Genomic DNA, 17,545 nt, shown 5'->3' with positions numbered 1-17,545 from the left:
CTGGGCAACGAGATCAACGCCAGTCGTCGAGTCCTCTGGGCGCCGCGACAGGACGCACCCGTCCTGGTGCGCGCAGGTCGTCCATCGGCGGGCGCACAACGGCCTGCTTGGCCCCCCAAGCACTCGCTCTACTCTCGAACGTACGGCACAACACCGTACGTTCGAGAGCGAACCGAGGAGTTCGGCGGAGGCGGGGGTGGGGGCTACGCGACGCCGGTGCCCACGACATATCCGACAGGAGTTCGGCGAGGGCGGGGGCGGGGGTGTCCGTCAGGACGGCTCGATAATGGCCAGCACCTGGGGCCAGTTGCCGAACTCGCGGGGGCCGAGGCGCTGCGGGTCGCGCGCCGCGAGGAGGTCGACCACCCCCACCGCTCCCGAGGCCGGGTCGTAGACGTGGACGCGCCCCAGGCCCGGGTCCGCCCGTCCCAGCAGCGTCCACGGCAGGGCCAGAACGTAGTGGCGAGGCAACGAGGGCAGCAGACGGGCCGCCCGCCTGAGCGTGCCAACCACACGTGCGCCAACCGCGCCTCCGCCAACCACACGTGCGCCAACCGCGCCTCCGCCCACCACACGTGCGCCAACCGCGCCTCCGCCCACCACACGTGCGCCAACCGCGCCTCCGCCCACCACACGTGCGCCGTCCTCACCGCCGCCCACCAGCGGACCGCCGACGACGAGAAGCACGGGGGCGTCGTCGGCCAGGTGAGCGCGCAGGCGCTCGACCACGGTGGCCCAGTTCGGGCCTCCATCCCTCACCCAGGTGACGGTGTAGACCGCCGAGGCACGAGCCTCCCGGGGCACGGCGCAGGTCATGAGTCCGGCCACGGCCCACGGGGTCGATCCCAGGTGCCGCGGCCAGGCCAGCGGGCCCAGCGGGCCGCCGGCGTTGCGGTTCATGAGTGCCTGCAGGCGCAGCTGCTCGACGCGCAGGGCCGCCTGCAACCCGCCTACGGATCCCGTGAGCGCCCCCAGGCGCGCCGCAGCGGCACCCTCGCGCTCATACAGGAGGCGTGCGGCCAGCACGCACGTGGCCCCGCAGGTCGTGCCATCCTCCTGGACCAGGGCGACGGCTCGATTCTCCGGGCCGGCCCCGGCGCCGATCCTCGGGCCGACCCCCGGGCCGGCCTTCAGGTCTCCCCCGGCGCCCATCGCCTGACCGGCCTCCGGGCTGAGCATGATCCTGCCCGCGCTCACCCGCGCCCGCACGTCCATTCCTCGCGCCCGCACGTCCATTCCCCGCTCCTGCCGAGCCCCGCCTCAGGGCTCAAACGATCCGGTCGAGCACGACACCGGCCTCGCGGCGGGCCACCGCCGCAGCCGCTTCGGGCGAGCCGGCCGGGCTCACGGCCACCGCGCCCTCAAGGGCCTCGACGGCGCGCGCGAAGCGCTCGGGCGTCGCGGTGTGCAAGGTGAGCAGCGGCTGACCCGTGACGACGGCCTCGCCCGGCTTGGCGTGCATCTCAACCCCGGCCACCGCCTGAACCGGGTCCTCCTTGCGGGCACGCCCCGCGCCCAGGCGCCAGGCGGCAACCCCGACCTTGAGGGCGTCGAGCTCAGTGAGCACGCCGTCCTCGGTGGCCGTGATGACCTCAGTCTCGGGGGCGACGGGCAGCGGTGCGTCGGGGTCGCCGTCCTGGCGGCGGATCATCTCGCGCCACACGTCCATGGCGCGCCCGTCCGCAAGGGCGGCACGCAGCTCGTCCTCGCTCGTGGGACGTCCAGCCGCGTCCAGCATCTCGACGGCCAGCGCCAGCGTGAGTGCGACGACGTCGTCGGGACCCCCACCGGCGAGGACCTCCAGGGACTCGCGCACCTCGAGGGCGTTGCCGGCCGTAAGCCCCAGCGGAGTGGACATGTCGGTCAGCAGCGCGCGGGTGGCGACCCCGGCCTCCTTACCCAGGGTGACCATCGTCTCGGCGAGCTCGCGGGCCATCGACATCTCGCGCATGAAGGCGCCCGAGCCCACCTTGACGTCCAGGACGAGGGCGCCTGTGCCCTCCGCGATCTTTTTGCTCATGATTGAGGAGGCGATGAGCGGCACGCAGGAGACGGTGCCGGTGATGTCGCGCAGGGCGTAGAGCTTCTTGTCGGCCGGGGCGAGCCCGCTACCGGCGGCGCAGATGACGGCTCCGGGGCCGCCCTCGCGGAGCATGTCGAGGATCTCGTCGTTGCTCAGGCGGGCGCGCCAGCCGGGGATGGACTCGAGCTTGTCGAGGGTGCCGCCGGTGTGCCCGAGGCCGCGGCCGGAGAGCTGGGGCACGCTCACGCCGAAGACGGCGACGAGCGGGGCCAGCGGCAGGGTGATCTTGTCGCCCACGCCGCCCGTGGAGTGCTTGTCCGCGGTGGGGCGGCCGATGCCGGAGAAGTCCATGCGCTCGCCGGTGCGGATCATCGCGTCGGTCCAGCGGGCGATCTCCTGCGGCTGCATGCCGTTGAGGTAGATCGCCATCGCCAGCGCGCTCATCTGCTCCTCGGCGACGATGCCGCGGGTGTAGGCGTCGACAACCCAGTCGATCTGGGCGTCGGTCAGGCGCTGGCGGTCGCGCTTGGCGGCAATGACGTCAACGGCGTCGAAGGGCTCGACGGCGGCGGTGGCGGTAGTCATGCGGTTCTCCTCGTGAGTCGTGGCCCGGCTCAGTGCTCGCCGACGGCGGTGGTGGTGGTCATGCGGTGCCCCTCGCGGGTCGGTGCCCGGCTCAGGACCCGACGACGCCGGTGGCGTTGGGCTCGGGGACGCCCGTGGCATCGGCGGGGGCGACGGCGCCGTCGACCAGTGCCAGGTTCTCGACGCTGAAGCGCCCGGGCAGGACCTCGTCAATGGTCATGATCCCGGCGGGCATGAGCAGCTGCATCCGCGGGTGGGCGTGCTCGGACAGGGTCTGGCGGCACCGCCCGCAGGGGGCGCAGCGCTCGCCGCGCGCATCAACGCAGGCGAAGGCGACGAGCCGCCCGCCGCCGGTGCGCACGAGCTCGGAGACCAGGCCGCACTCGGCGCACAGGGTCTGGCCGTAACCGGAGTTCTCGACGTTGCAGCCCGAGACGAGCCGACCGTCGTCGGCGACGGCGGCCGCCCCGACCTTGAAACGCGAGTAGGGGGCGTAGGCGTGAGTCATGGCCTCGCGGGCCAGGTCGGTCAGCCGCTGCCAGAGGGCGTCGTCCACGTCCTGGGGGCCGACGTCGTGTCCCAGGCTGCCGCCGCTGGGGGCGGGCGTGGCTGCGGCATCGGCGCTCATGCGGGTGTCGGTGCTCATGCGGGTGTCGGTGCTCATGCGCGTGCTGGCTCCTTTCTCGCCCAAGGGGTGCGACTGACGAACATACACCGCAGCGGCCCTCGTCTCGATGGTGCGTGGGGCCGCTGCGGTGCGCCCGGCATCACGGGTAGGGCACGCCCTCCGCGGCGGGTGCGCGGACCTTGCCGACGAAGCCGGCGACGGCGAGGATCGTCACGACATACGGGATCATGAGGACGAAGTTCGCCGGGATGGGCGAGCCGATGACGCCGAGGGTCTGGCCGACGGCGGTGGCGAAGCCGAACAGGAGCGCGGCGTACAGCGTCCCCAGCGGGTTCCAGGCCCCCAGGATCATGGCGGCCAGGGCGATGTAGCCGTTGCCACCACTCATGTCCTCAGTGAAGCGCAGGCCGGAGCCGACGGTGAAGAAGGCACCGCCGAGGCCGGCGAGGGCGCCGCCGAGCACGAGGTTGTTGACGCGGGTGCGCATCACCTTGATGCCGACCGTGTCGGCCGCCTTCGGGTGCTCACCCACAGCCCTCATGCGCAGGCCCCAGCGCGAGCGGAAGAGCATGAAGGACAGGACGGTGACGACGACGTAGAGGGCGTAGACGAGGATCGTCTGCTTGAACAGCACCGGACCGAGGATCGGCACGTGGCTCAGCAGCGGGATCGCGATGGTGGGCAGGCGCATGGCCCGGTTGAGGGTGCTGGAGTCTGCGAGGAAGGTGGAGAAGAAGAATCCGGTCAGTCCCGAGACGAGCACGTTGAGCACGACGCCGACGACGACCTGGTTGACCCGGTACTTCAGGCCGAACAGGGCCAGCAGCAGGGCGACGGTCATGCCCGCGAAAGGCGCGGCGAGCAGACCCATCCAGGGGTTGGACGTCACGGAGGCGGCTACGGCGGCGACGAAGGCGCCGCCGAGGAGCTGGCCCTCGATGGCGATGTTGATCGTGCCCGAGCGCTCCCCCACGACGCCCGCGAGGCCGCCGAAGACGAGGGGCACGCTCAGGGCGACCGTCGAGGCGAGGATCGTCACGAGGGGGATGAGGGTGCCGCGCCCGGCCCCGGCCCAGGTGAGGAAGGCGACGACGAAGGCGGCGCCCATGGTGGCGACGACCCAGGTGGGGATCGTGGCGCGGGCGGCGGCCCACCGGGCGGCCAGGCCCGTCGCGACGGCGGCCGCCAGCGCCATGATGAGGATGACGGGCCGGGCGGGAAGGGTGAGCACCGGCAGCTGGAAGAAGTCTGCGCTGGTGGCGAGCTGGAAGCGGGTGCTGCCGTGGGCGGTGAGCGCCATGAGGGCGGCCAGCAGCACGACGACGGCGCCGGTGGTCGGCATCTTCCAGGCGATGGGGGCCAGGGCTGCTGCCGCAGTGTCGCCAGCGGCGTCGACGGTGGCGGTCGCGGAGGTCCGGGTGGTGACGGGCATGGCTCAGGCCTCCTGTCCGGGTGCGTCGGTGGTGGAGGCTGCAGCAGTCGCAACGACGGCCTCGGTCGCGGCAGCGGCCTCAGCCTCAGCCTCCAACCGCTTGCGCTCCAGCCGCTTGTTCTCCTGGGCCCGTGTGAAGGACCCGGGTGCTGGCAGCCGGTAGATCGCGCGCACGAGCGGCGGGGCCGCGATGAACAGCACGATGGTGGACTGCAGGATGAGGACGATGTCGATGGGGGTGCCAGTGGCCGCCTGCATGAGGGTGCCGCCGGCGGTCAGGCCGCCGAAGAGGATGCCTGCGAGCACGGTCCCCAGCGGCTTGGAACGGCCCAGCAGGGCCACCGTCATGGCATCGAAGCCGATGGAGCCGGCAATGGAGGCGGTGAGGTACTTCTGGGTGCCCAGGACCGGGCCGGTGGCGGCCAGGCCGCACAAGGCACCGGAAACGATCATCACCAGGGCGGTCACGCGCGGGACGTTGACGCCCGCCGTGCGGGCGGCCTCGGGGTTGAGGCCGGTGGCGCGGAACTGGAATCCCAGGGTGGAGCGCTCCAGGAGCCACCACACGAACCAGGCGGTCAGCAGCGCCAGGATGAAACCGGCGTGCAGCCGGAAGGAGGAGCCGAGCAGCAGCGGGTAGACGGCGCCGGAGCCCACAGGCAGGGAGCGGGGGTTGGAGTTGCCCTCACCGATGAAGAGCTTGAGGGTGAGCATGTGGGCGATGAGGTAGGCGGCGATGGAGTTGAGCATGATGGTCGTGATGACCTCGCTGGCTCCGGTGACCGCCTTGAGGACGCCGGGAATCGCGCCCCACAGGGCGCCACCGACGACGGCACCGAGGATCGCCACGAGCAGGTGCAGCCCGGCGGGCAGGTTCCAGGCGAAGCCGGTGTAGCCGCCGACGACAGCGCCCAGGATGATCTGCCCCTGGCCACCGACGTTGAACAGGCCCGCACGGAAGGCCACCGCCATGCCCAGGCCCGCGAAGATGAGCGGGGTGGCATTGACGAGGGTCTCGGTCAGCGGGCGCCACATGCGGGCCGTGGAGGAGGCATGCCAGTCGACGAGCCCGCCGCGCAGGAGAGCGGAGTAGGCCTCCGCGAGGGAGGAGGCGCAGGCCCCCAGGAAGTCGGTGGGGCGGGCGAAGAGGTAGCCGGCGGTCGTGCGTACCTCGGGGTCGGCGACGAGGATGAGGATGGAGCCGACGATGAGGGCGCTGACGATGGCCAGGACGCCCATGAGGCCGTTGGACTCGGCGATCTGGCGCGCCAGGCTGGGCTGGGACGTGTCTGCGTCCGCAGCGGGGGTGGTGCTCTGGCTCATCTCTTCTCCTCGTGGTCCTCGGCCGCGGGGGCCAGGGCCTGGTCGAGCGGGACACCGGCCATCATGAGGCCGAGGACGTCCCGCGGGGTGTCGGGGGCGACGACGCCGACGACGCGGCCCTTGTACATCACGGCGATGCGGTCGCTGAGCGAGTAGATCTCGTCGAGCTCGCTGGAGACGATGAGGACGGCGGTGCCGTTGTCCCGCTCGGCCACGAGGCGCTTGTGGACGAACTCGATAGAGCCGACGTCGAGCCCACGGGTGGGCTGGGAGGCCACGAGAACCTTGAGGGGGCGGGAGAGCTCGCGGGCGAGGATCGTCTTTTGCGCGTTGCCGCCCGACAAGGTGGAGATCGGGTCGCCGACGTCGGTGACGCGCACGTCGAACTCCTCGCGCAGCTTCTCAGCGTGGGCGCGGACCTTGGCGGGGTTGATCGACGGGCCCACGCCGAAGGCGGGGTCGTCATAGCGGTCGAGGATCATGTTCTCGGCGACGGAGAAGGCCGCGACGAGGCCGTCAGTGGAGCGGTCCTCGGGCACGAAGCCGAGCCCGGCGCCCAGGCGCTGGTGCACGCTCATGCGGGTGACGTCCCGCCCGCCAACGCGCACCGTGCCGACGGAAGGCGAGACGAGGCCGAGGACGACCTCGCTCAGCTCGGTCTGGCCATTGCCCTGGACGCCCGCGACGCCGAGGATCTCGCCGTCGCGCACGGTGAGGCTGACGTCGTCGAGCAGGAGGGCGCCGTCGTCGTCGACGACGCTCACGCCGTCGATCTCGAGACCTGCCTCGCCGGGGGTGGTGGGCTCCTTGTCCACGGTGAGGGAGACGTCGTGGCCCACCATCATGCCGGCGAGCTCGGCCTGGGAGGCGGTGGGGGCGGCGGTGCCGACCACCTTGCCGCGACGGATGACCGTGATGGTGTCGGCGACCTCGCGGATCTCGCGCAGCTTGTGGGTGATGAAGACGATGGAGGTGCCCGAGGCCTTGAGATCGCGCATGATCTCCATGAGCTCGTCGGTCTCCTGCGGGGTGAGCACGGCGGTGGGCTCGTCGAGGATGAGGACCTTGGCGTCGCGCGAGAGGGCTTTGATGATCTCGATGCGCTGCTGCACGCCGACGGGCAGGTCCCCGATGTAGGCGCCCGGGTCGACGTCGAAGCCGAAGCGCTCGGAGATCTCACGGACCTTGGCGGCGGCGGCCCGGGCGTCGATGACGCCGCCGAAGCGTCCGGCGGGCTCGTAGCCCAGGGCGACGGACTCGGCGACGGTGAAGACGGGCACGAGCATGAAGTGCTGGTGAACCATGCCGATGCCGGCGGCGACGGCGTCGCCGGGGCCGGAGAAGCTGACCGCTTCGCCGTCAATGAGGATCTGTCCGGCGTCGGGCTGGTAGAGCCCGTACAGGACGTTCATGAGGGTGGACTTCCCGGCGCCGTTCTCTCCCAGGAGGGCGTGGATCTGTCCCGGCTCGACCGTGATGTCGATGTGGTCGTTGGCCACGAGAGGCCCGAAGACCTTCGTGATCCCGCGTAGCTCGAGCTGCACGTGTGCTCGCTTCCGTCGTGGGTGGGATTGCCCCGCAGGGGGCTGGGGATGCGACTCGCCGAGACGGCACGCTGGCGCCGCCGCCCGTGGTGGGCGGCGGCGCCAGCGGTCGCTCAAGGAGTCATGTCAGGTGAGGGACCTGTGCACCGGTGGGTGCGGGGCTCCCGGTCAGGAGGGGTCGTAGGCGGTGGACACGTCCAGGGTGCCGTCGATGATCTGCTGCTTGATCTCATCGACACCCTTCTTGACCTCGTCAGAGACGTTGGCGTCCCAGTCGTGGAACTCGGCGATGGACACGCCACCGTTTTCAAGCGTGCCGATGTAGGGCTCGTTGGAGAACTTGCCGTTGACGGACTGCTCGATGGTGTCGTAGACCGCGTTGCCGATCTCCTTGATGACGCTGGTGAGCATGTAGGAGCCGAACTCGGTGGTGTTGTAACCGTCGGCGTCCACCCAGATGGCGGCGTTGCTGGTCGAGCCACTCTCCTGGAGGGCGGCGAGAGTGCCCTGGCCGACGGGGCCGGCCACCGGCAGGATGATGTCCGCGCCCTGCGAGAGGAACTGCTGGGTCAGCTGCTGGCCCTTGGCGGTGTCGGAGAAGTCGCCGGTGAAGGAGCCCGCGTCCGGGTTGGCGGGGTCCCAGCCGAGGACCTGGACGTTGGTGCCGTGGTCCGCGTTGTAGCGGGCGACGCCCTGGGCGTAGCCCTCCATGAAGATCTGGACGGTCGGGATGGCGACGCCGCCGTAGGTGGCGACGGTGCCGGTCTTCGTGGTGCCCGCGGCGACGTAGCCGGCGAGGAAGGAGGCCTCGGCGGTGTTGAAGGACAGCGGCTTGCCGTTCTTGACGTCGACGGGCTTGCCGTCGGGGGTCTGGAAGGAGGAGTCGATGATGGCGAACTGGATGTCCGGGTTGGCCTGGGCCGCCTCGGTCAGGGCGGGGGCGATGACGAAGCCGACGCCGATGATGAGGTCGCAGTTCTGCTGGATGAGGGAGTCGATGTTGGGCTGGAAGTCCGCGTCGGACTTGGACTCGACGCCGACGACCTCAACGCCGAGCTGGGTCTTGGCGCGCTGCAGGCCCTCCCAACCGGACTGGTTGAAGGACTGGTCGTCGAACCCGCCCTCGTCGGAGACCATGCAGGCCTTGAATGTTGAGGACTGGGCGGTGGTGGTGGAGTCGGTGGGGGCGCTGCCGCAGGCGGCCAGGCCAAGGGCGGCCGCCAGGCCGATCGCAAGGGCGTAGAAAGGCTTCTTCGTCTTCACTGTGGGGACCTTCGGTTGGGGATGATGGGCGTGGCCCTGTGGCACTGAGCCCGGCAGGTCACTCTCGCAGGAGAGGGCGTGGCCGCCAGGGGCGGGGCCGATGGTCACGTCGCCGTGCCATGGGCACCATGCTCCCACACCTGCGGCCACCTGTGTAACCACGCGTGTCCTGGGGTCCTTGCGGGCCCGGCAGGAGGCCCCGGCCCCTGAGCCTCAGCTGCTTACAGGAGGTCGTCCCGGCCCTCTGCCTTCAGGCCGTCGACGACGCCCTTGACGGCCTGCGCGTGCTGTGGGGTGGTGACCAGCAGCGCGTCCGGGGTGTCGACGACGACGAGGCCGGGCACTCCCAGCAGCACCACCCGGCGCTGCGTCGTGGTGGCGACGAGCGCGCCGGGCGAGTCCACGGCCGACACCCGGCCGGGGCCCTCGACGTCGTCGGCGCCCTCCGCGCCACTGCCCGGCAGGACGGCGACCCCGGCGGCCGGCCCCTCGGTCTGCGCGGGCACGAGGTCGACCAGCGCGTCGAAGCCGCCGACGTCGTCCCAGCCCATGGAGGCGGGCACGGTGGCCACTCCCCCGGCTGCGGCGACGGGCTCGGCGATGGCGTGGTCGATGGCGATCTTCTCCAGGTCCGGCCACACGCGCTCAAGGACCTCCTGGCGCCGGGGGGTGTCCCAGGCGGCGGCGATCTGCTCGATGCCCGCTGCCAGCTCGGGCCTCAGCTGCGCGAGATGGTCGAGCAGAACGCCTGCGCGGGCGACGAACATGCCGGCGTTCCATCGGTAGTCGCCGGTGGCGAGGTACTGGGCGGCGGTGGCAGCGTCGGGCTTCTCGGTGAAGCCGAGCACGCGGCGCCCGTCGGGGGCGGCGGGCACGTCGATGGGCTCGCCGGCGCGGATGTAGCCGAAGGCGGTGGAGGGACCGGTGGCCTCGATGCCGATGGTGACGACCCAGCCTGCCTCGGCCAGGAGGGCCGCCTGGCGGACGGCGCCGTGGAAGGCCTCCTCGTCGGTGATGGTCTGGTCCGCGGCGAAGGACCCGATGAGGGCCTCGCGCCCGTGGCGGTGGGCGATAACGGCGGCGGCCAGGCCGATGGCCGCCATGGAGTCGCGCGGGCTGGGCTCGGCCAGCAGGTTCTCACGCGGCACGCCCGGCAGCTGGTCGGCCACGGCCGCGAGGTGGGCGTTGCCGGTGACGACCGTCGTCGTGGCGGACACCGCCTCCAGCCGGGCGACGGTGCCCTGGATGAGGGTCCGCCCAGCCCCGGTGAGGTCGAGGAGGAACTTGGGGTGGTGGCGACGCGACAGCGGCCACAGCCGGGTGCCTGCGCCTCCGGCGGGGATGATGGCGTGGATGAGGGGGGCGCTGGGGCTCGTGAGGGTGCTCTCGGTCACCGCCCCAGGCTACCGGCCGGCCGACCGCCCGCCGTCGGGCACGTCGTCGGACCCAGTGCCGGACTCAGCCCCGGGCACGCCGTCGGACCCAGTGCCGGACTCAGCCCCGGACACGCCGTCGGACCCAGTGCCGGACTCAGCCCCGGACACGCCGTCGGACTCAGTACCGGACCCAGTGCCGGACTGGACGTCCAGGTGGGAGTCCGGGTCGAGATCGACGGTGCCGGTGAGGTCCTGACGGGGCCAGTCGAGCGTGTGCGGCGCCGAGAGCGTGACGTAGTTGGGCGTCTCGGAGGCGTGGATCTCATCCGGGTGGTCGATGGGGGCCGGGGCCGGCGGGTTGGCGGTCCAGGCGCACACGTACAGCACGAGGCGGCTCGCCAGGTGCAGCCACACGACGAGCACGACGAGCGCCGCGAAGGAGGCGAGCAGCGGGTTGGCGGCCGTGGAGCCGACGGCGCCCGTACCGACCTCGCGTAGAAGACCGAAGGCCATGCCGCCCAGGGCCGCCCCCGTCAGGAGGTCCTTGCGAGGTACGCGCACGCCGCTGAGGCGGATGAGTAGGGACAGGACGCAGGAGTCGATGAGGAAGGAGACAGCCAGGCCCAGGACTCTCGCCCCGGCCCCCGTGAGCCAGGCGGGCACCCACCCGGGCAGGGACTCCAGCGCACCGAGGACCGCGCCGGTGGCGAGCGAGGCCGCGGCGGTGACGACGACGGCAGCCATGACGATGATGAAGCCCAGCAGGTGCGTCAGCTCCGCGACGACGACGTTCCTGGGCACGCGCGTCAGGCCGAACATGGCCTGAACCCCGTTGGACAGGGCTCGCATAAGACCCATGGCGGAGTACAACAGGGTGAGCAGGGCGATGACCGAGCCGAGGGTGAGGGCGGAGCTCAGGGTGAGCTGGTCGATGCTCACGATGCCCGAGCCCGAGCCGTCGTCGAGCACGCCGGGCAGCATGTCATTGACGACGCCGATCGCCGCGTCGCGCAGGCCGGGGTGGCTGCCGAGCGCGGCCATGAGGGCGGTGACGCCGATGGCGAGGGCCGCGAAGACGGAGAACAGGCCGGTGTAGGCGATGCCGCCGGCCAGCAGGGTGCCGCGGGCGCTGGCGTAGCGGGCCTGGGCGCGTCCCAGACGCGAGGCCATGAGCCAGGCGCCTAGGCGCTGCACGGTGGCGACCGCCTGCTTGACCCCTCTCAGATTCCTCATCGCGCCCCCAGGGGCACGAGGTCGAGCAGGTGCCACAGGCCGTCGTCGCCCAGCCGGTCCAGACGCACGCAGTCGACGACGAACTGGCCGCGGATGCCCTCCCCGGCCGCGAGCGCGTCGTCCAGGGCCTCGTCGTCGACCTCGTGGGCGAGCGTGAGGTGGGGGCGGAAGGGGTAGCGCAGGTCCACGGCCAGGGGGCCGGTCTCCACACGCAGGGCGGCCTGCAGGGCGTCGAGCTCGGCGGCGCCGTCGCCGACGGCCAGGTAGGCGACGGGAGTCACCGGGCGGAAGGAGTCAGTTCCGCCGACCTCGCACAGGAAGGGGGCCGTGTCCCTGGCGACGCGGGCGACGTGCGCGCGCACCTCCTCCAGGTGCCGGGCGTCGACCGCGGTGGGCGGCACGAGCGTGACGTGCGGCGGGATCGACAGGGCCAGAGGGTCTCCGGCACCGAGCCGGATCGTCCGTACCTGGGCGGCCCACGGCTGGGGCAGGGGGACGGTGACACCCACGATGCACTGGTGCGCGTCGGTCTCAGGAACCTCCACAGCACCTCCTTGCCTGCGCCCCAGGCGTCGAACCGACCCGGCCGACATGGCCGGGTCCGGGCGGCGAGGCACCGGCCCGCGCCGCAGCCTATCGGACACGGGGCCCGCGACGCGGTGAAGGCCGTGCGAGCACCCGGATCCTGCTGGCCCGGCCCAGGTCATCGCGCTGCCCCGCCTCATGTTCCGGCGGGGTCCCACTCTGGCACGATAGATCTATGACGCACGAGAGCACTCCCGTCCCCGGAACCGGCACCGCAGCCGCCGCCCCCGTCTTCTCCCCCGCGCTCACGCCCGAGGAGGGTGCCGCCGCGGCCACCGACCTCTTCCGTGAGGTCTTCGGATGCGAACCCGACGGCGTGTGGTACGCCCCTGGCCGCGTCAACATCATCGGTGAGCACACGGACTACAACGGCGGCCTGGCCCTGCCCATCGCCCTGCCCCACCGGGCGCACCTGGCCCTGCGCCGCCGCGATGACCGCACGATCCGGCTCGTGTCCCCCCAGACCCGCGAGACGGTGGACGTGCTCGACCTCGACGTCATCGGCCCCAAGGGCACCCCCGGGGAGGTCCGGCACTGGAACGCATACGTCGCGGGCGTCGCCTGGGCCCTTGAGCAGGACGGCCTCGGCCCCCTCAGCGGTTTCGACGCCGCCCTGTACTCCTGCGTGCCGCTGGGGGGCGGGCTGTCCTCCTCCGCGGCTCTGGAGGCCTCCACCTCCGTCGCCCTGGACGAGGTCTGCGGCCTGGGACTGGCCGGGACCGTCGAGGAGCCCGACGACGCCGGGCGCGCCCGTCTGGTCACCTCCTGCGTGCGCGCGGAGAACGAGATGGCCGGCGCCCCCACCGGCGGCATGGACCAGTCCGCCTCCCTGCGCTGCCGCGCGGGCCACGCCCTGGAGCTCGACTGCCGCACCGGTGAGGTCACCCAGGTGCCCTTCGACCTGGCCGCCGCGGGGCTCGCACTGCTCGTCATCGACACCAAGGCCAAGCACTCCCTCGTGGACGGGCAGTACCGGGCCCGTCGGGCCGCCTGCGAGCGCTCCGCCAAGGTCCTGGGCGTCGAGCTGCTTGCCGACGTCGACGTCGCAGACCTCGATGAGGCCCTGGCCCGCCTGGCCAACTCCGGTGAGGACAACGCCGACGAGCTCGTCAAGCGCACACGCCACGTCGTCACCGAGATCGACCGCACCCGGCGCCTCATCACGCTGCTGCAGAACAGCCGGCCGCTCGCCGGGCAGACGCTTGCCGAGGTCGGCGCACTGCTCAACGGCTCCCACGACTCACTCAGGGACGACTACGAGTGCACCTGCCCGGAGCTGGACGTCGCCGTCGACACTGCCCGTGCGGCCGGGGCCCACGGCGCCCGGATGACGGGAGGCGGCTTCGGAGGCTCCGCCATCGCGCTGGTGGACGTGGACAAGGTGGACGAAGTGGCGCGTGCCGTCGTCGCCTCCTACGCCGAGGCCGGTTTCACGCCGCCCGCCTTCCTCGACGCCCTGCCCTCGGCACCCGCCGGCCGCCTGGCCTGAGCCACCCGGTCTGAGCCACCCGCCGACCGCCTGATCTAAGCCGCCCGGTCTGAGCCACCCGCCGGCCGCCTGGCCTGAGCCACCCTGCCCTCGGCACCCGCCGGCCGCCTGATCTGAGCCACCCGCCGACCGCCGGGCACCGGCCACAGCACCCGGGGAATCCCCTAGTCGCCTCAGGGATTGCGGCAGGGACGTCTCAGGGGCATCTCCTCCTCGGGGATGAGATGCAGGAAGGGGCACCTGACCTAGCCTTCACATATTACGTCCGCGTCCTCATCATTCCCCGGAGGATCCCTGTGAAGCGCTATGTCCTTCCCACCATCAAGATCCTCATCGCACTGGTCATCGCCGTCGCGCTGACCAAGATCGCCTTCTTCCCCGCGGGCGGTGACGAAACCGCCACCGGGCCGGTCCCCTCCTACGAGGTCACGACCCAGACCACCCGGGCGGTCATCGGGGACATCGCCAACACCGTGGACGTCAAGGGCCAGGTGGTCGAGGACGCCGCCATCCAGGCGCAGGCGACCCTCAACGGCGTGGTCGACTCCTTCGACGTCGCCAAGGGCGCGTACGTCACGGCCGGGGCTCCCCTGATCTACCTCAAGAAGGTCGAGCCCCAGGAGCCTCTCCGCGGGGTCGACGACGAAACCGGCGAACCCTTCGAAACCCCACGGGCGGACAAGGTCACCTGGGCGACCGTCTACGCCCCCGCGGACGGCATCGTGTCCTACAACGTCATCGAGGGGCAGGACACCACCATCGGGATGGTGGTCGCCACGGTCTCGCCGGGCACCTACTCCGCCGTCGGGACCATCACTCCCTCCCAGCAGTACCAGCTGACCAACGCGCCGTCGACCGCCATGCTCACCCTCGAGGGCGGCCCCGCCCCCTTCGAGTGCCAGAACCTCACCATCGGTACCAAGACGCAGACGCAGCGGGCCAACTCGACGGACACCGCCGCCACGCCCCAGGACGGTATCAGCGTTGAGGTGCGCTGCCCCATCGCGTCCTCCCAGCAGGTCTTCCCGGGACTGCCCGTCACCATCGGCATTGACGCCGGCTCGGCGACCGGGGCGCTCATCGTCCCCGTGACCGCCGTCGAGGGCTCCACCACCACCGGCAACGTCTGGGTGGTGACCGACCCGGCCGCACCGGACCTCGCCGAGAAGCGCCAGGTCACGCTCGGCATCAACGACGGCGTCTCCATCCAGGTGACCGACGGGCTGAGCGAGGGCGAGGAGATCCTCCTGTTCGTGCCCGGCAAGGACGTCGTGCGCACCGGCGAGCCCAATACCTGCGACCAGTACGCCTGCTACGACGAGAACGGCAAGGAGTACCTGTGAGCGACCCGATCCTCAGCCTGAGGAGCGTCGCCCGGACCTTCGAGGTCCCCGACTCCGGCCCGCTGCACATTCTCACCGGCATCGACCTCGAGGTGCACGAGGGCGAGCACGTGGCCATCGTCGGCCGCTCCGGAACAGGCAAGTCCACGCTGCTCAACATCCTCGGGCTCATCGACCAGCCCTCGGGCGGCTCCTACCTCCTCGATGGCAAGGACACCTCGCACCTGGGCGAGACCCGCCGCGCCCTCGTGCGCGGGGCGACCTTCGGCTTCGTCTTCCAGTCCTTCAACCTCATTCCCGGCCTGACGACGACGGAGAACGTCGCCGCACCGCTGCTGTACGACCGCGGCCTCGCCTTCTGGCGGCGCACGGTCCGCGCCGAGGAGCTGCTCGACGCCGTCGGACTCGCCGACAAGGCCGGCGGGCGGATCGACCGCCTCTCCGGCGGTGAGCAGCAGCGCATCGCCATCGCCCGGGCCATCGCCCGCCGTCCCCGTGTCATCCTGGCGGACGAACCCACCGGGGCCCTCGACGTCGACACGGGTGCGAGCGTCATGAGCCTGCTCGAGCGCCAGTGCCACGAGACCGGCGCCGCCCTCATCATCATCACCCACGACCTGGCGGTCGCCAGCCGGGCCAAGAGCCAGTACCGGCTGGAGGGGGGCGTACTCACGCCCATCACGATCGGTGAGCGCGAGCAGGGCTCACTTGAGGGGCTTGAGGAGGTGGGGGCGTGAACGGCTTCCTCACCGGGGCCATCGGCGCCCTCGTCGAGGCCTGGACCCAGTTGCGCATCGGCAAGCTGCGCGTCCTGCTCTCCCTCGTCGGTGTGGGGGCCGCCGTGGCGGCGATGACCTTTGTCATCGCTTTCGGTCAGGTCTCCACCGCCGTCGAGGAGGAGCTCTTGCAGCAGTGGGCCGGCCGGCCGGGCACGGTCACGCTCTACGCGACGCCGTCAACGGGCGACGCGGGCGGCGCGGGCAGCGCGGGCGGCGCGGGCAGCGCGGGCGGCGCCGGGGGGCCAACACCCGGGAGCGCCGACGACAACCAGGTTCCGGACCCGAACGAGCGCAGTGCCGCCGAGAAGGCCGAGAAGGCCTACACCGAGTTCGTCGAGCGCTACCAGATCAGCCACTGGGCGATGGTCGAGAGGACGACGCTGAGACTGAGCCTGGGCGGTACGCCCACCAAGGTCGATACGACCGTCGTCACCGGCGGCTACGGGATGCTGCACCGGACCCAGATGCTCCAGGGGCGGTGGTTCAATGCCGACGACGAGGACGACCTGTCCCCCTCGATCGTCGTCAGCCGAGGCGTGCTCGACGCGCTTGGAGTGACGGAGCTGCACAGTCCTCTGCGCGTGCGCGGGCTGTCCCCGGTGGACACGACCTACACGATCGTCGGGGTCCTCAAGGGAGATGGCTCCAGCGCCTGCCGCCCCGACTCCGAAACCGGTGAGTCCGTGTGCGGGGAGGTGATGGAGGCAATGGTGCTCTCCGCGCCCTACAACCGTCTGCTGCCGCCAACGACCGAGCGTTCGGTGCCGTCGCTTGAGGTGTGGGCCGGGCAGGGCAAGGGCTCTGAGATGGGCGAGCTCATGGAGAGCCACTTCAACGCCGTCTTCGGGCACGGCTCCGCCTCGGTGCAGAACAACGAGTTCGGTGCGAGGGCGGACTTCGGGCGGACCTTCACGATCGTCGTGACCTCCGCCGGCGTGTTCATCATGGTGCTGGGAGCCCTGGGCCTCATCAACATCTCGATGGTGACGGTGCGCCAGCGCATCCACGAGATCGGCGTGCGCAGGTCCTTTGGGGCGACGAGCCGACGCATCTTCTTCTCCATCATGCTGGAGTCCGTGGTGGCGACGGTTGTCGCGGGCATCATCGGGATCGGCATCGCCATCGTGGCCATGCGCTTCGTGCCCCTGGAGGCCCTGTTCAACGGCTACTCGGTGACGAACCGGCCGCCCTTCCCGATGTCGGCGGCGCTCATCGGCCTGGTGGCGGCCTCCGCCGTCGGTGCCCTGGCGGGCATCATCCCCGCCATCGTCGCCGTGCGAATCCGCCCCATCGACGCCATTCGCTTCTGATTCTGACACCGACGGTGCCCGGGCCGCCCGCCCGCATGGCTGGTGACCGGGGCTCAGCCCCAGCCCTCGTCGTGGTCGGGCCGGACGCGGCGACGACGCAGGAAGCCGGTCGCCGTCAATGCGGCGCCCGCCAGGCAGCCGGGCATGGACACCAGCCACAGGAGCGTGGACACAGCGCCGTCAGGCAGCAGGCTGGCGACCACCGGCAGGAACGCGGCAACCACCATGAGCACTGCGCCCAGGATCATGAGCCCGCGTCCGGGGCTGGTGGCGGCCCGGCTCATCGGGCGACCTCGAAGGTGGTACCGCTCAGGCAGCCGGGTGCCCGTTCCTCCACGAGCACGTCGTCCACCTCGGCCCAGCGCGGACCGCGGTAGAGCCAGGCGATGAGCCGGGAGACGTCGTCGGACGGCCCCTGGGCGAGAACCTCAACGGTGCCGTCGTCAAGATTGCTCACGGAGCCGACGAGCCCGAGGGCACTGGCCTCCTGCTGGCAGAAATAGCGGAATCCCACCCCCTGGACCCGCCCGGACACGACGGCGCGCACCGTGCGGCTGCGCCCGGCGGCCCCACCACCCCCGGCGGCGTCGGCCGGCTGTCCTGCTGATTGCCTCATGACGGCATTGTCCACC

16 protein-coding genes are annotated in these 17,545 nt (G+C 71.5%); 4 read left to right on the top strand and 12 right to left on the bottom strand.

Going from position 1 to position 17,545, the window contains the following annotated elements; all coding sequences use genetic code 11:
- Positions 1-270 precede the first annotated feature (270 nt).
- From ID810_RS04030 to ID810_RS03985, 10 genes are all read right to left on the bottom strand, one after another.
- A complete protein-coding gene (locus ID810_RS04030) occupies positions 271-1,236 on the bottom strand; it encodes a hypothetical protein (RefSeq protein WP_166855613.1) in 966 nt (321 codons plus the stop codon).
- Between the two features lie 31 nt (positions 1,237-1,267).
- Positions 1,268-2,608 (bottom strand): thymidine phosphorylase, encoded by a 1,341-nt coding sequence (locus ID810_RS04025; protein WP_166855615.1) that lies wholly within the window; start codon positions 2,606-2,608, stop codon positions 1,268-1,270.
- Positions 2,609-2,699: 91 nt separating this feature from the next.
- Positions 2,700-3,236 (bottom strand): cytidine deaminase, encoded by a 537-nt coding sequence (locus ID810_RS04020; protein WP_166855761.1) that lies wholly within the window; start codon positions 3,234-3,236, stop codon positions 2,700-2,702.
- A gap of 139 nt (positions 3,237-3,375) precedes the next feature.
- Positions 3,376-4,668 (bottom strand): ABC transporter permease, encoded by a 1,293-nt coding sequence (locus ID810_RS04015; RefSeq protein ID WP_166855617.1) that lies wholly within the window; start codon positions 4,666-4,668, stop codon positions 3,376-3,378.
- Between the two features lie 3 nt (positions 4,669-4,671).
- Complete coding sequence (locus ID810_RS04010) at positions 4,672-5,991, bottom strand: ABC transporter permease (RefSeq protein WP_166855619.1); 1,320 nt, start codon at positions 5,989-5,991, stop codon at positions 4,672-4,674.
- Positions 5,988-7,535 carry an ABC transporter ATP-binding protein gene (locus ID810_RS04005; RefSeq protein ID WP_166855621.1) on the bottom strand — a complete coding sequence of 516 codons (1,548 nt, stop codon included), beginning with the start codon at positions 7,533-7,535 and terminating at the stop codon, positions 5,988-5,990. Before ID810_RS04005 ends, ID810_RS04010 begins: the two co-directional genes overlap by 4 nt.
- A 168-nt stretch (positions 7,536-7,703) precedes the next feature.
- Entirely contained in the window at positions 7,704-8,798 is a 1,095-nt protein-coding gene (locus ID810_RS04000; protein WP_166855623.1) for a BMP family lipoprotein, read from the bottom strand.
- Between the two features lie 221 nt (positions 8,799-9,019).
- Positions 9,020-10,192 carry a mannose-1-phosphate guanylyltransferase gene (locus ID810_RS03995; RefSeq protein WP_166855625.1) on the bottom strand — a complete coding sequence of 391 codons (1,173 nt, stop codon included), beginning with the start codon at positions 10,190-10,192 and terminating at the stop codon, positions 9,020-9,022.
- Between the two features lie 9 nt (positions 10,193-10,201).
- On the bottom strand, positions 10,202-11,407 hold the full coding sequence (locus ID810_RS03990) for a YihY/virulence factor BrkB family protein (RefSeq protein WP_243856542.1): 1,206 nt from the start codon (positions 11,405-11,407) through the stop codon (positions 10,202-10,204).
- Positions 11,404-11,952: a 2'-5' RNA ligase family protein gene (locus ID810_RS03985; RefSeq protein WP_166855627.1), complete on the bottom strand. Its 549-nt coding sequence runs from the start codon at positions 11,950-11,952 to the stop codon at positions 11,404-11,406. The genes ID810_RS03990 and ID810_RS03985 overlap by 4 nt, the downstream gene beginning before the upstream one ends.
- Before the next feature lie 215 nt (positions 11,953-12,167).
- Here ID810_RS03985 and galK point away from each other — a divergent pair, with 215 nt between their 5' ends.
- From galK to ID810_RS03965, 4 genes are all read left to right on the top strand, one after another.
- Positions 12,168-13,481 carry a galactokinase gene (galK, locus tag ID810_RS03980; RefSeq protein ID WP_166855629.1) on the top strand — a complete coding sequence of 438 codons (1,314 nt, stop codon included), beginning with the start codon at positions 12,168-12,170 and terminating at the stop codon, positions 13,479-13,481.
- Positions 13,482-13,777: 296 nt separating this feature from the next.
- The gene (locus tag ID810_RS03975) at positions 13,778-14,824 is read left to right on the top strand and encodes an efflux RND transporter periplasmic adaptor subunit (RefSeq protein WP_166855630.1); all 1,047 of its coding nucleotides are present in this window, start codon (positions 13,778-13,780) and stop codon (positions 14,822-14,824) included.
- On the top strand, positions 14,821-15,561 hold the full coding sequence (locus ID810_RS03970) for an ABC transporter ATP-binding protein (RefSeq protein WP_235931489.1): 741 nt from the start codon (positions 14,821-14,823) through the stop codon (positions 15,559-15,561). The genes ID810_RS03975 and ID810_RS03970 overlap by 4 nt, the downstream gene beginning before the upstream one ends.
- Positions 15,558-16,913 (top strand): ABC transporter permease, encoded by a 1,356-nt coding sequence (locus ID810_RS03965; RefSeq protein ID WP_166855632.1) that lies wholly within the window; start codon positions 15,558-15,560, stop codon positions 16,911-16,913. Before ID810_RS03970 ends, ID810_RS03965 begins: the two co-directional genes overlap by 4 nt.
- A 53-nt stretch (positions 16,914-16,966) precedes the next feature.
- On the opposite strand, the gene ID810_RS03960 is transcribed toward ID810_RS03965, so the two are convergent.
- Both ID810_RS03960 and ID810_RS03955 read right to left on the bottom strand, forming a co-directional pair.
- The gene (locus ID810_RS03960) at positions 16,967-17,197 is read right to left on the bottom strand and encodes a hypothetical protein (RefSeq protein WP_166855634.1); all 231 of its coding nucleotides are present in this window, start codon (positions 17,195-17,197) and stop codon (positions 16,967-16,969) included.
- Positions 17,194-17,529 (bottom strand): acylphosphatase, encoded by a 336-nt coding sequence (locus ID810_RS03955; RefSeq protein WP_166855636.1) that lies wholly within the window; start codon positions 17,527-17,529, stop codon positions 17,194-17,196. Before ID810_RS03955 ends, ID810_RS03960 begins: the two co-directional genes overlap by 4 nt.
- Between the last annotated feature and the right edge of the window lie 16 nt (positions 17,530-17,545).

Origin of the sequence: Actinomyces respiraculi, from assembly GCF_014595995.2 — a bacterium.
In the GTDB taxonomy this organism is placed as follows: domain Bacteria; phylum Actinomycetota; class Actinomycetes; order Actinomycetales; family Actinomycetaceae; genus Actinomyces; species Actinomyces respiraculi.
Note: the sequence above shows the minus strand (reverse complement) of the source record. Positions and strands in the feature narration are given on the sequence as shown.